Source organism: Ruegeria sp. HKCCA5929, assembly GCF_013034525.1.
Classification (GTDB): domain Bacteria; phylum Pseudomonadota; class Alphaproteobacteria; order Rhodobacterales; family Rhodobacteraceae; genus Ruegeria.
In genome coordinates this window covers 126,764-140,390 of sequence record NZ_WQGE01000005.1, presented here as the reverse complement: position 1 = coordinate 140,390, position 13,627 = coordinate 126,764, and the positions used below count along the sequence as shown (strand labels likewise).

The following is a 13,627-nucleotide window of genomic DNA, read 5'->3' as shown; positions in this document are numbered from 1 at the left end:
CGTGAACCTGCTTTATTCTAATGACCGCAAGGGCGAATACCCTGCCAGTTGGTACGCTGCGACGTCAAACCCGACGGATCGTTTCCCCGCACTGTCAGAAGACGTCAAAGCAGATGTGTGTGTTGTTGGTGGTGGCTATACCGGCCTGTCCGCAGCATTGCATCTTGCCGAAGCCGGGTTCGACGTCGTATTGCTTGAGGCCCACCGCGTCGGCTTTGGCGCATCCGGCCGCAACGGTGGTCAGTTGGGCAGCGCACAACGGATGGATCAAGAGGATCTCGAAAGCCTTGTTGGCGATGAAGATGCCGCCAAACTGTGGAGTCTGGCCGAAGACGCCAAGGATTTGGTCAAGTCTCTGATCACCAAACACCAGATCGCATGTGACCTGAAACCCGGCGTCGCGGTTTTGGGGCTAAGCACCTCAGAGCAGAAAGAACTGCACGACCATGCCGGTCACCTGTCTGACCGGTACGGCTATGATCAGATTGAGCTGTTGGACGAAAACGCAGGCCGCGCGCTCTGCCCGTCCCCAGCTTACAAAGGCGGCTATCTGGATATGGGCGCGGCGCACCTGCATCCCTTGAACTATGCCTTGGGGTTGGCGCACGCGGCGGCAAAAGCGGGTGTGCGGATTTTTGAAAGCACCGAGGTCACAGGGATTGATGACTCCCGGCCTGCGGTTATCTGTACCTCTGACGGTACTGTTCGGGCCGAGCATGTGATCCTGGCGTGCAACGGCTATCTGGGCGACCTCAATCGCTCCGTGGCTTCTCGGGTCATGCCCATCAACAACTTCATTGCCGCCACCGAGCGATTGGGCAGCGATGCGGCGCGGGTTTTGACACAGGATGTCGCGGTTGCGGACACCAAGTTTGTGGTAAATTACTTCCGCCTAAGTGCGGATGGTCGACTGTTGTTCGGGGGCGGAGAAAGCTATGGCTACCGTTTCCCTTCGGACATTGCCGCCAAGGTTCGCAAACCCATGGCCGAAATTTTCCCCCACCTGCGTGATGTCAAAATCGACTATGCTTGGGGGGGAACGCTGGCCATTACTATGCGGCGGATGCCCTATTTGGCCCGCGTCGCGCCAAACATCCTGTCCGCTTCGGGCTATTCCGGTCACGGAGTTGGCACCGCGACCCACGCCGGGCAGCTCATGGCATTGGCCATTCAAGGACAGGCTGAAGGGTTCGACACAATGGCGCGCGTGCCTGCCCTACCTTTCCCCGGCGGACCCGCGCTGCGCAACCCGCTGTTGGTGCTTGCGATGACCTGGTTCGCTCTGCGCGACCGGCTTGGGGTCTGATCCACGTAAATTACGACAGATTGGTGAATTTTTGCCAACCCTGTGATTGAGGGCTTGGATTGCCATGTGATTACCTTTATCTTTCCCAAAGATAGAATTCGGGAAATCCAAATATGACGCTTCCACCAAACGTCCATGACGCCGAACCCATCCCCGCAGCAGCCCGCGAAGCCATCGACGCCTTGATGCAATCAGGCGATCTGTTCCGCTATACCGCAGCGCAAGACGCCCCGGTGGCCTTGCTGGAAGCTGAGTTCGCGGAATTGCTGGGCTCGAAATACGCGCTTGCAGTGTCGTCCTGCTCGGCCGCTCTGTTCCTGTCGCTCAAGGCGCTGGATTTACCCCGCGACGCGCGCGTTCTGATCCCAGGCTTTACCTTCGCAGCAGTGCCGTCATCCGTCGTTCATGCAGATTGCATCCCCGTACTCTGCGAAGTGGGCGAAAACTATCGCATCGACATGGCCGATTTCGAAGTCAAGCTGAACGGCGTACAGGCCGTGATCATCAGCCATATGCGCGGACATACATCCGACATGGACGCAATAATGGACCTGTGCGACGCGCGCGGCATTCCAGTGATCGAAGACGCTGCGCATTCGCTGGGCACCACGTGGCATGGCCGCAATATTGGTACGATCGGCAAGGTCGGTTGTTTCTCGTTCCAATCCTACAAGATGATCAACGCAGGCGAAGGCGGCATTCTGGTCACAGACGATGCCGATCTGGTGGCCCGCGCTGTCATCATGTCCGGCGCGTATGAGCATAACTGGAAGAAGCACAAAACCCCGCACGGCGATAACTCGCCCGAGTTGGAAGAGGCGTTTGCCCGTTGGCAGAACAAACTGCCCCTGTATAACCTACGTCTTAGTAATCTGAGCGCGGCAGTAATCCGCCCTCAGATCCCGGAACTTGCGCGCCGTGTGCGCGACGGTCTGGCGAACCACGACTATGTGGCTGAACGCCTGAACACCTCACCCTATATCGATGTTCCCGCACCGCTGGCACCTGAACGGCGTGCACCCGACTCGATCCAGTTCAATCTTGTTGGGATGGACGAGGCCGAGATTCGCGCGTTTGCCGCCGCATCCGAGGCACGCGGCGTAAAAGTTCAGGTCTTTGGTCTGAGCGAGGACAATGCCCGCGCCTTCTGGAACTGGCAGTTCCTTCCTGAAACATTCGAACTGCCGCAAACCCGCGCCATGCTGATGAAAGCCTGTGACGTCCGCCTGCCTGTGCGACTGACGCGCGAGGAACTGGATGTGATCGCGGATATTATTTTGGCCTCGGTGGGTGAAGTGACCGGCCCGATGCCGGTCTATGGCACCTAAAAAAGCAGGCCCGCTTAGCTGCGGGCCTTTTCTTTTCGATATCAGTTCAGCTTGGATAGTTTCTGCTGAAGCTCTGCCAGCTGTTTCTTGATATCATCCAGATCCTCTTTCGGCTCGGCCTTTTCCTCTTGCGCGTCAGGCGCAGACCATCCGCCGGACAAGCCCCCGGTCATGGCTTTCAAGAACGCTTGTTGCTGCGCTTGCAGCGCGTCGAAACCCGGCATCTGAGACATCGGGTTCATGGCGCTCATGTTCTCCATCATCTTGCTTTGGCTTTCGCGCAGCATCTCGAACGAGCTCTGTAGGAATTGCGGCATCATACCCCCGCCCGGCACCATATAGCTGCGGACCAAATCGTTGAGTACGTTCACCGGCAGTACGTTTTCACCCCGGCTTTCATGTTCAGCAATGATTTGCAGTAGATACTGCCGCGTCAGGTCATCCCCGGTTTTCAGGTCAATGATCTGCACCTCACGCCCGTCGCGGATAAAGCCCGCAATATCTTCAAGCGTCACGTAGTCGCTGGTCTCGGTGTTATACAGCCGACGGCTGGCATAGCGCTTGATCAGCAGCGGTTTTTCTTGGTCCGACACCGGGTACCCTCCCCAAGGATGATGCGTTGCAGCACAGGTTATGCGACTGCAGCACAAAAAGAAAGGGCAGGTCAATCGACCTGCCCAACGCGATTGCACCTCATGGGAGGATTGGGTGCGCTTCGCGGACGTTCTTACTTGGCCGCTGCGGCTTTCTTAGCAGCAGTGGTCACGTCGTTGGTTGCTTTTTTGACAGCAGCAGTTGCTTCTTCTGCAGCGTCTTTACCAGCAGCCATCAGCAGCTCGACGGTTTCGGTCTGAACTTTTTTCGCGATTTCAGCGAAAGCAGCCAGGTTTTCAGCTGCAACTTCAGCCGACGCGCTTGCAAAATCGGTTGCCGCTTTTGCGTAGTCAGCAGGTTCTGCCTTTGCTTTCGACATCTCGGTCAGTTTGGCCAGAGTTTCTTTGGTCCATTTGTTCGAGATCTCAGCCGATTTCTCAGCAGCTTCCAGAGCAACACCCGACAGCTTTTCGTTCAGCGAAGCGGTCGATTTGAATGCGTCTTCCATTGCGGTGGTGTCCACCGGGAATGCGCCCATCATGTCTTTCATGATCGCGCTAAAGTCTTGGGTCTTTGCCATTGTCCTAATCCTTTTAGCCGGTCCGGGCCCACCCCGGGCTTCATCAGCTTGAGGACAATATGATTGCTGCGCCGCAGCATTGCAAGTTTTTTCTTGCTGCAGCGCAGAAAAAGTTAAGTTTCAAAATGAAATCAGGCGTTTGGATTTGCCAACACATAGGCCCCCGGGGCGGGCGCAAGGATTGGATGGTCCGAATCGCCTGCATCGCGTGCTGGCACTTGTTTGCCGGACCGTTTCTTCAGCCAAGCGTCCCACATGGGCCACCACGATCCTTGGTGAAAATCTGCTTCTTTCAGCCAAGTATCAGAGTCCGCTTTCAAGTCCGGATTGGTGTAGTGCCCATATTTCTTCTTGCTTGGCGGGTTCACAATACCGGCGATATGGCCCGACTCTGAAACCACGAAAGTCTTCGACCGCGAGCCCATCTTTTGGACACCGCGATAACAGTCTTTCCAGGCAGCGATATGATCGGTTTCGCAGGTGATGGCCATCAAGGGAACGTCGACGTCGCTTAACGTCAGCTTGTGACCCATCAACTCAAAACCGTCCGTTGCGAATTCATTGCGCTGACACAGGCCACGCAAATACTGCACGGCCATTTTGGCCGGAAGGTTCGCACCATCGCCGTTCCAGTACAGCAGGTCAAACGCCGGAGGCACCTCTCCCATCATATAGCTGCGAATGGCCGGTCCATAGACTAGGTCGCGCGACCGAAGGAACGACATGGTACGCGCCATGATCCACGAGCGAAGGACACCTTCCTTGTTCACTTCTTCCTCGATACCGTCGATGAAGTCGTTCTGCAGGAAAGGCGTGAACTCACCCTGATCAGAGAAATCCGTCAACGCCGTAAACAGCGTGGCCGATTTGACCGACTTGTCACCGCGCTGTTTCAACAACGACAAGGTGAGGCTGAGCGTCGTGCCCGCGATGCAATAGCCGACCGCGTTGACTTGCTTGACCTTGCAGATCTTCTTGGCGACGTCGATTGCCGTCAAAAAGCCGTCCTGAATGTAATCTTCCATGCCGGTTTCGGCATAACTTTCGTCTGGATTGACCCAACTGACGACGAACAAGGTGTAGCCTTGATCGGTGATCCATTTGATCAGGCTGTTTTGCGCTTTCAGGTCCAGAATATAGAACTTGTTGATCCAGGGCGGAAACAGGACGATCGGCGTCTCGTATACGGATTCCGTTGCAGGCTTGTATTGGATCAACTCTATCATCCGGTTGCGGAACACCACGTCTCCCGGTGTGGTTGCCAGGTTTCCGCCAACCTCGAACGCATTTTCATCCGCAAGCTTTACAACCAATTCGCCATCATTGGCCTCCAAGTCGGAAACAAGGTTTTCCAATCCCTGAATCAAGGACTGGCCTTCGGTCTCAACCGCTTTTTGCAGGGCATCAGGGTTTGTTGCCAGAAAATTGGTGGGGGCCATCATGTCGATGATCTGCTGCGAAAAGTACTGCAAACGCTGTTTGTCCTTGGCATCCAGATCGTCGACCGAGGCGACAGCTTGTGCAATGGCCTGCGCGTTGGTTTGGTATTGCTGTCGGATCAGACGGAAATAAGGGTTGGTTTCCCATAGGGGGTTCGAGAAACGCTTGTCTCCGGGGGCGGGGTTTTCGTCTTCCACTTCACCTTGGGTCAATGCCTGCTGCGCTTCGGCAAAGTTCAGAACAGACTTTCCCCAGAATTCTATTTGCTGTTCCAACAGTTTGGCGGGATTTTGCCAAGCTTCGGCCCAATATGCCGTTGCTGCTCGTGCGAAAAGCTCTTGATTCGGGCCATCCAGCGCGGGGGTATGCGGCTTTTTAGTAGCCATGACCTCAATCAATCGCTTCGAGAGCTGCTCGACCTTGTCCATATTTTCTTTAAGGCGTTCAATGTGTTCGTCTGATACGTCTGGCATTTGGTCTTCGCTAGTTGTCATTTTAACAATTCCCCCCTAACCTCGCTGCTATGCAGAATAACGTCGTGGGTGCTGGGGGGCAAAGCGACGAATGGTCCGAACTTTCAGGCTGACACTCAGGAGGCCCCATTTATGCGCTACATGATGACCTACGACCTTATGGAAACCATGCGCAACACCAACCAATGGCTTGGTGCGACGGCCAGCGCGATGGCCTCTTACCCGATGTTTTCGATGGTGCCCAACCCGGCTTTCAACTGGATGGCCGCCTGGGGTGAGGTGACTGAGCGTACTTTCCAGCGCATGATTGTGAAACCTGACTGGGGTATTCGCACCTTCACTTGTGAAGACGGCAAGGACCACCTGGTTGAGATTACAACTGTTCTGGAACGCCCATTCGGCGATCTGGTCCATTTCCGCGTCAACGGCCGCGAAGAACAGCCGCGCAAGGTGCTGCTGGTCGCGCCCATGTCGGGCCACTACGCAACGCTGCTGCGTTCGACCGTCAAAAGCCTTCTGGTCAATTGCGAAGTCTACATCACCGACTGGCATAATGCGCGCGATATCCCTGTGTCTGCGGGCAAGTTCGATGTCGAGGATTACACCCTCTATCTTGTCGATTTTATGAAAGAGTTGGGCCCAGAAACGCATGTTGTTGCAGTCTGTCAACCGGCCCCTCTGACCCTTGCGGCCACAGCCTACCTGGCCGAAGTGGAACCGAAAGCACAACCCAGCACCTTGACCTTGATTGGCGGCCCGGTCGACCCGGATGCGACCCCCACCGACGTGACCGATTTCGGACGGCGCGTGACCATGGGTCAGTTGGAAGAAACGATGATCCAGCGTGTCGGCTTCAAATACAAAGGCGTCGGTCGCATGGTCTATCCCGGCCTGTTGCAGCTTGCATCTTTCATGTCGATGAACGCCGAACGCCATTCCAAGGCTTTTTCGGATCAGATTCAACGCGTTATCCGGGACGAAGCCTCGGACATGGACGCCCACAACCGGTTCTATGATGAATATCTGGCCGTCATGGACATGACCGCCGAGTTTTATCTTTCGACTGTCGAGCGTGTCTTCAAGAACCGCGAGATTGCGCGGAATGAGTTTGTCGTCGCCGGTCACAAGGTGGACATGTCCAAGATCACGGATGTTGCAGTGAAAACTGTCGAAGGGGCAAATGACGATATTTCAGCACCCGGTCAGTGCATCGCCGCGCTTGAACTGTGCACCGGCCTGCCTGACAGCAAGAAGGCAAGCCATGTGGAACCCGGCGCAGGTCACTACGGCATCTTCGCAGGCCGCAGCTGGCGTGACAACATCCGCCCGCTTGTGATTGATTTCATGAATGAAAACAGCCGCAAGCCACGTCGCCGCGCTGCCAACACCAACAAAGTCGCGTAAAACGGAATGAGCGAGCCTGCGCATAGCGGCCTCGCCTTTTCCTGCCAGTGCGGAAAGTTGCAAGGGCACATTTCCGCAAGGGGCGTTCGGCAAGGGACTCATGTCTCCTGTTTTTGCCACGATTGCCGCGCCGCACAGCTGTATTTCAAACAACCGGACCCAGCCCCCGGACCTGTCGACATACTGCAGATGGCACCGGAAGAGATCGAAATCTCTACCGGCAGTCAATTTTTGGCCGCAATGAAGCTTGGCCCCAACGGGATGCTGCGATGGTACGCCAGTTGCTGCAATGCCCCGCTGGCAACAACGCCACCACGCGCAAGTTTTCCCTTTGCCGGATTTCTGGTTCGCAGGATCACCGACGACATTTCGGTCCTGGGTCCCGTCACAACGCGCGGATTTGTGCCCCAACCCGATGGAAAACAGAAACACGAGAAAATCAGGTTTGCGGCCTTCGGTCTGATACGTCGCGTTGCAGCTTCGCGTCTGTCTGGGCGTTGGAAGAACACACCGTTCTTCGACCCGAAATCCGGCGAACCCGTTGCGACGACCTTGCTGATAACGAAAGACGAACGCGCAGCGCTCTATCCATAGTCGAACCGCAGTTGAGCATTTAGCCAAGTTTGCAGGGCTTCGTTCACGTGGTCAGGCGCTTCAAGGGTCAAAAGATGACCTGCGTTTTGAAGAACAAGCATTTCGGCCTCCGGTATCAAATCAGCCATAAACGAATGTCGTCTGACCGGTGCAAGAGTGTCATGTGCGCCGCATAGCACCAGTGTCGGCACCTTGATTTTCCGCAAAGCCGCTTGCTGATCAGGGCGGCGTTGCAAGGCTCGCATCTGGCGCACGAACACTTCGGCCCCCAGCCCCTCTGCCATCGCCAAAAGATCGTTCAGGATGGGGATGCGCCGAGGCCCCGGCGCCAAGGCATCGGATCCTACAAGTTTGCGCATCATCTCTTCCAGACGACCGCCTTGCGCACCAATGATCAAATCTTCCCGACTGGCCGCCATTTGCGGTGTATCGGCCTGCGCATCAGTGGCCATCAGACACAGCCGAGAAATCCGTTCCGGCGCCCTGCGCACCAGTTCCAAGGCCACCACGCCCCCCATACTGTGCCCGGCTAGGGCAAAACGATGCGGCAGTTGGTCGAGTAACCCCGATGCGATTTCTTCAATCCGCTCGCCGCCAGACACAGGTGCGACAGTCACAGACCGCGCACGCGACAACAGCTCGATCTGAGGGCGAAACAGTCGGGCATCACACATCAACCCAGGCAAGAACACCAGCGGCTCGATCACGCGGGGCCTCCATTTACTCGGTTTTCCGAGCCCTTCCCTTTTCTGTCAGGATGAAAGGTTTGCTACAATCGAGCAAGGGAAACCTTATGGATAGGCGATTCCGCGAAACGCAGGGAAATCCGCGTACCGGAGCTGACGTTTGGCCCTGTCTTCATCGGGTTCGGCCCCCGGCTTCAACAGGCAGCCCCGCGGGTCGATATAACTGTCAATCCTGCGCAGCGGCTCGGGCCGCCACACCAAATTGAATGCACAAAGCTTGGGAAAAAACCAGATCTCGGAATAGGTCAGATGATCGTGCATCCACCACGCCAGATCCCGCCAATCCCGCCCTTGTGCGTAGTGATCTGCAAACCAAGGGATCACGATAGAAGCTCCTGCAATTCGCGCATCGCCTTCGCCGCGATCCCAGATATGGCATTCCAGCGGGTTGTCATTGCGGGCGCAGTTCAGCCGGTTTTCATTGCCGAACCGGTTCAAAGACGGCGACCTGTACCCTGATCGCACGGCGACACGGCCAAAGGTTTCCTCCAACGGGTCCAGCAGTGTTTCGCAAAACGCGCGCCCCGTCTCGATCGCCAGGTCCGGATTGTCGGGAATATTCTGTTTTTGGTGGAAATTGCCGATCTCCGAATACAGAAAATCGCGCATGAAGAAATGCCGGGACAAGCGAACGCGACCCAAGGTCTCTAGACTCCACATGCTGCCCGGCTTTCGCATTTTGCCTCCTCAATTCCGGTTGGGCTTTACTCTATCCCCAGTTCTTTCAACCAAGTCAGGATACCCTCAACGGCGGCATCGGTCTGCCCCGGCGACATCAGCCGCCCGGCAATGACATGTGATGCGGGATCGTCTCCTGGCCCCATTGTGACCAACTCGACCGTTGCTGAAGCGCCCCAGGCCTCGGCGACTTTATGTGTCTTGTCGGGACGCACAACCTGATCATCGTCCGAAAACCAAAACAAGGCTGGCACCAGAGCTTCGGAAAAATCCAACGCATAAACGACATCAACCAGAACGGACATCGGAACGACGGCTTCCCAAGGATAGACGGCGGACCAATACGTGTTCTTCTCTGGATCCGGTCCGGACACATCACGCTCTGGCCCCATAAGGATCGGTAACCAATCCCGGGCCCAAGGCAGCGTCGGCACCCACGCCGCGGCAGTATTCACACCGAAATTCGGCGACACAAAGACCATTGCGGCAACATCTTTGCTAAGATCCGCGTCAAGCGCTGCAGCCGCTGCCAAAGTACCACCGGTAGAGGTTGAGATGACGATCACCTTGTCGCCAACCGCCCGTGCCGCAGCCAACCCTTCGGCAGTGTCCTGCATCCAACCTGAGGCCGTGCCTTCCGCCATGGCAAATCCATCTCGGCCATGACCCTGCAGGCGCGTGTAGACAAGGTTTGCCCCAAGCGCATCGGCGACCAGATCAGGCACCGGACGGATTTCTTCGGAACTTGCAGAAAACCCATGGATATAGAGCACAGAATAAGGTGTGCGCTGTTCCTTGAAACCTTCCTGCCAGTCCACACGCTTCTCAACGCCCGGAACAATATCGCCAAAGGCTGATTCAGTGCTTTCGAAATAGACCTGAACACCTTCACCAAACTTGCGCGAGTCGAATGTCGGGCGCAAATTCACTTCCTCGCGCGGCCCAAACCAATAGAGGAGGCCGCCGACGACAATCAGCGCCAACAGAAACCGCCCAAGCAACCAGCCCAAACGCTGCATCAGACGCCTCCCACCACATCCAGCACCGCGCCTTCAATCAGCCCCAGACAGGGACCGTCCGAAAAGCGATGATCCGCATCCTTGACCAGCAAAAGGCGCATATTCGGCCCGGTTGCGTGATCCAATAGCCGCACCGCGGTTTCCGTCGACACCGCCGTATCCGCCGTTCCCTGAAGGAAACGCACCGGGAAAGGCAGATGAAGCGGATCTCGAAGAACCAACCGCTGCCGCCCGTCTTCGATCATTCGTTTGGTGATGATGTAGGGTTCCATATAGTCAGAAGGCAGTTCCACCTGACCAACTTTGTCCAGCTCCGCCTTTTGTTCATCGCTGAATGCCGCCCAGTAGCCGTCTTCTGTGAAGTCCGGCGCAGCAGCAATTGTGACCATGCCCGCAATCCGGTCCGGCATCGCTTTAGCCAACAACAACGCCTGCCACCCACCCATGGAGGATCCCACAACAATCAACGGCCCATCAGTCAACGCCGTCACGGCCGCTACAGTATCTTCGTGCCAATCGCCGATACACCCATCGGTAAACGCTTCCGAGCTTTCACCGTGCCCCGAATAGTCAAACCGCAAGAAGGCCTGCCCTCGCGCCTGTGCCCAGGCCTCCAGATGAACCGCCTTGGTGCCTTCCATATCTGACATCAGCCCGCCCAGGAAAACGATGGTCGGGCCCGCACCCTCACTTTTGTGATAGGCCAACCGGCGGCTTTGCGCCGTCTCCAGAAAATTTGTTGCTGCCATGAAATCCTCTTTCCTTTCGCAGCATCATGCACGCCACGTACCCAAGTGCAATTCCCGGATCCCTCTTCATCTGGCTCAAAATACCTCGGGGTGCGCGAGGGGCTGGCCCCTCGCTCCTGCCCTTGACACAGGATCAACCACCTGCCAAACGAGCCGAACGCAAATAACCCGCAACCGGGCGTTCAGTGGGCGCCAAACCGACGAGGAGAGCCGATATGGCCCTGGATTCAAAATCCGTCTCTCTCACCTTTCCCGATGGCAATGCACGCAACTATGACGCAGGCGTTACACCTGCGCAGGTGGCTGCAGATATTTCAACTTCATTGGCCAAAAAGGCCATCTCGGCCACGGTAGATGGCCAACACTGGGATCTGCAATGGCCCATTGAAGCTGACGCCCAGATCGCCATCCACACCATGAAGGATGAAGAACAAGCCAATGAGCTGATCCGTCACGATCTGGCTCACATAATGGCGCGCGCCGTTCAGGAAATCTGGCCCGCCACCAAGGTCACCATTGGCCCCGTGATCGAAAACGGCTGGTACTATGACTTTGACCGAGCGGAACCGTTCACGCCCGAAGATCTTGGCCTGATCGAGAAAAAGATGAAAGAGATCATCAACAAGCGCGATCCCGTGACCACCGAGGTTTGGGACCGTGACCGCGCGATCGAATTTTATAAGGCCAACAATGAGCCCTATAAGGTCGAGTTGATCGAATCCATCCCTGGCGACGAACCGCTGCGCATGTACTGGCACGGCCATTGGCAGGACCTATGCCGTGGCCCGCACCTGCAACACACCGGCCAGGTGCCGGGCGACGCGTTCAAGCTGATGTCAATCGCTGGCGCCTATTGGCGTGGCGACAGTGACCGCGCGATGTTGCAGCGCATCTATGGCGTGGCCTTCACAGGTAAAGAAAAGCTGAAAGCCCACCTGCACATGTTGGAAGAGGCTGCCAAACGCGACCACCGCAAGCTTGGTCGTGAAATGGACCTGTTCCACATGCAGGAAGAGGCCCCCGGCCAGATCTTCTGGCATCCCAACGGTTGGACCGTCTACACGCAATTGCAGGACTACATGCGCCGCCAGCAGCGCAAGGGCGGCTATGTCGAAGTCAACACCCCTCAGGTCGTTGACCGCAAACTGTGGGAAGCTTCGGGGCACTGGGACAAATATCAGGAAAACATGTTTATCGTCGAAGTGGACGAGGAACATGCGCGTGAAAAGGCGATCAACGCTCTGAAGCCGATGAACTGCCCTTGCCACGTACAGATATTCAACCAGGGTCTGAAGTCTTATCGCGACCTGCCGCTGCGGATGGCAGAATTCGGATCGTGCAACCGTTATGAGCCGTCAGGTGCCCTGCACGGCATCATGCGCGTGCGCGGCTTTACGCAGGATGATGGTCACATCTTCTGCACCGAGGATCAGATTGAATCCGAGACTGCCGAATTCATTCGCTTCCTTTCCGAAATCTACAAAGACCTCGGGTTCGAAAACTTCTCGGTCAAATTTTCGGATAGGCCCGAAAAGCGCTCTGGATCGGATGAGGTTTGGGACAAGGCCGAAGCTGCCCTGCTCAGCGCGACCCGTGCGGCGGGGATCGAACCGGAACTCAACCCCGGTGAAGGCGCGTTCTACGGCCCGAAGCTTGAATTTGTTCTGACCGATGCAATCGGCCGTGACTGGCAGTGCGGAACGCATCAGGTGGACTTTGTTCTGCCTGAACGTCTGGATGCGACTTATATCGGAGCCGACGGCGGCAAACACCGCCCTGTGATGCTGCACCGGGCAACTTTGGGTTCGTTCGAACGTTTCATCGGCATTCTGATCGAGGAACACGCAGGCAAGCTGCCTCTCTGGCTGGCCCCGCGTCAGGTCGTGGTCGCCTCGATCACGTCCGAGGCCGACGCCTATGTTGCCGAAGTTGTTGAAACCCTGCGGGCCGCCGGTGTGCGGGCCGAAGCAGATATTCGCAACGAGAAGATCAACTACAAGGTCCGCGAGCACTCGGTTGGCAAAGTGCCGGTGATTCTGGCCGTTGGTCACCGTGAAGTTGAGGAACGCACCGTCAGCGTCCGGCGTCTGGGTGAAAAACAGACGCAGGTTCAACCGCTTGATGTTGTAACAAATGAGCTGTCGCAAGCAGCCACACCACCAGATCTGCTGTAACAATCAGCGGCATATCGCTGGAAATCCGGCCCTTGAAACGGGGCCGGATTGTAACATTTCACTCTTTCTTCATCAAAAACAATGCATTAGGCTTCAAGAGGGCGTGCCGCCCCCTGACGCGCTTGTGAGACACGGGCTCGTGAATTCAACTCTGGCCGACAAGCCACTAGTTTTGTCAGTGTCACAAGCAGACATACCCTGTCATCAAGAGGATTACCGAGATGTCGAACACAGCTAAGTCCCTGGTTATCGCAACCGCAGTCGCAGCCGCCGTATCGGGCGCTGCAACCACAGCAACCGCGCAAGCCAAAGAAAAATGCTATGGCGTATCGCTGGCCGGTCAGAACGACTGTGCAGCTGGCCCCGGCACCACATGCGCGGGCACCTCGACCGTTGACTATCAGGGCAACGCATGGACCCTGGTTGACGCCGGAACATGTGCAGACATCGAACTGCCGGCCGAAGCAGACGGCACCCCGCGGAAAGGTTCGCTGGAAGCACTGGATCGCGACCTGCCGGCATAAGGTCGACCAAACGAATTC

At 56.5% G+C, this 13,627-nt stretch carries 13 protein-coding genes; 6 read left to right on the top strand and 7 right to left on the bottom strand.

Annotated features, from left to right (window positions below; genetic code table 11):
• Window position 1 precedes the first annotated feature (1 nt).
• The gene (locus GOV90_RS13565) at window positions 2-1,306 is read left to right on the top strand and encodes an FAD-binding oxidoreductase (protein WP_171090860.1); all 1,305 of its coding nucleotides are present in this window, start codon (window positions 2-4) and stop codon (window positions 1,304-1,306) included.
• A gap of 113 nt (window positions 1,307-1,419) precedes the next feature.
• Window positions 1,420-2,634, top strand: coding sequence for a DegT/DnrJ/EryC1/StrS aminotransferase family protein (locus GOV90_RS13560; protein WP_171090862.1), 1,215 nt, complete (start codon window positions 1,420-1,422; stop codon window positions 2,632-2,634).
• Between the two features lie 41 nt (window positions 2,635-2,675).
• Here GOV90_RS13560 and phaR read toward each other — a convergent pair whose 3' ends face one another.
• The 3 genes from phaR to GOV90_RS13545 all read right to left on the bottom strand — a co-directional run bounded on the left by phaR (window position 2,676) and on the right by GOV90_RS13545 (window position 5,742).
• A complete protein-coding gene (phaR, locus tag GOV90_RS13555) occupies window positions 2,676-3,227 on the bottom strand; it encodes a polyhydroxyalkanoate synthesis repressor PhaR (RefSeq protein WP_171090865.1) in 552 nt (183 codons plus the stop codon).
• A 134-nt stretch (window positions 3,228-3,361) separates the two neighbouring features.
• The gene (locus GOV90_RS13550) at window positions 3,362-3,808 is read right to left on the bottom strand and encodes a phasin family protein (RefSeq protein WP_171090867.1); all 447 of its coding nucleotides are present in this window, start codon (window positions 3,806-3,808) and stop codon (window positions 3,362-3,364) included.
• Between the two features lie 131 nt (window positions 3,809-3,939).
• Window positions 3,940-5,742 (bottom strand): alpha/beta hydrolase, encoded by a 1,803-nt coding sequence (locus tag GOV90_RS13545; RefSeq protein ID WP_171090869.1) that lies wholly within the window; start codon window positions 5,740-5,742, stop codon window positions 3,940-3,942.
• A gap of 111 nt (window positions 5,743-5,853) precedes the next feature.
• Here GOV90_RS13545 and phaZ point away from each other — a divergent pair, with 111 nt between their 5' ends.
• Together phaZ and GOV90_RS13535 are read left to right on the top strand one after the other, a co-directional pair.
• Window positions 5,854-7,125, top strand: a complete 1,272-nt coding sequence (gene phaZ, locus GOV90_RS13540) for a polyhydroxyalkanoate depolymerase (protein WP_171090871.1) — start codon at window positions 5,854-5,856, stop codon at window positions 7,123-7,125.
• 6 nt (window positions 7,126-7,131) lie between these two features.
• On the top strand, window positions 7,132-7,719 hold the full coding sequence (locus tag GOV90_RS13535; protein WP_171090873.1) for a DUF6151 family protein: 588 nt from the start codon (window positions 7,132-7,134) through the stop codon (window positions 7,717-7,719).
• On the opposite strand, the gene GOV90_RS13530 is transcribed toward GOV90_RS13535, so the two are convergent.
• The 4 genes from GOV90_RS13530 to GOV90_RS13515 form a co-directional block, all read right to left on the bottom strand.
• Window positions 7,710-8,426, bottom strand: coding sequence for an alpha/beta fold hydrolase (locus GOV90_RS13530; RefSeq protein ID WP_171090875.1), 717 nt, complete (start codon window positions 8,424-8,426; stop codon window positions 7,710-7,712). The two genes, GOV90_RS13535 and GOV90_RS13530, sit on opposite strands and share 10 nt — an antisense overlap.
• Window positions 8,427-8,510: 84 nt before the next feature.
• Entirely contained in the window at window positions 8,511-9,125 is a 615-nt protein-coding gene (locus GOV90_RS13525) for a hypothetical protein (RefSeq protein ID WP_171091211.1), read from the bottom strand.
• Window positions 9,126-9,169: 44 nt separating this feature from the next.
• Entirely contained in the window at window positions 9,170-10,162 is a 993-nt protein-coding gene (locus GOV90_RS13520) for a carboxylesterase (RefSeq protein WP_171090877.1), read from the bottom strand.
• The gene (locus GOV90_RS13515; RefSeq protein WP_171090879.1) at window positions 10,162-10,911 is read right to left on the bottom strand and encodes an alpha/beta fold hydrolase; all 750 of its coding nucleotides are present in this window, start codon (window positions 10,909-10,911) and stop codon (window positions 10,162-10,164) included. The genes GOV90_RS13520 and GOV90_RS13515 overlap by 1 nt, the downstream gene beginning before the upstream one ends.
• Before the next feature lie 215 nt (window positions 10,912-11,126).
• Between GOV90_RS13515 and thrS the strand changes: the two genes are divergently transcribed.
• Entirely contained in the window at window positions 11,127-13,085 is a 1,959-nt protein-coding gene (gene thrS, locus GOV90_RS13510) for a threonine--tRNA ligase (protein WP_171090881.1), read from the top strand.
• Between the two features lie 221 nt (window positions 13,086-13,306).
• Entirely contained in the window at window positions 13,307-13,609 is a 303-nt protein-coding gene (locus GOV90_RS13505) for a DUF2282 domain-containing protein (RefSeq protein ID WP_171090883.1), read from the top strand.
• Window positions 13,610-13,627: the final 18 nt, after the last annotated feature.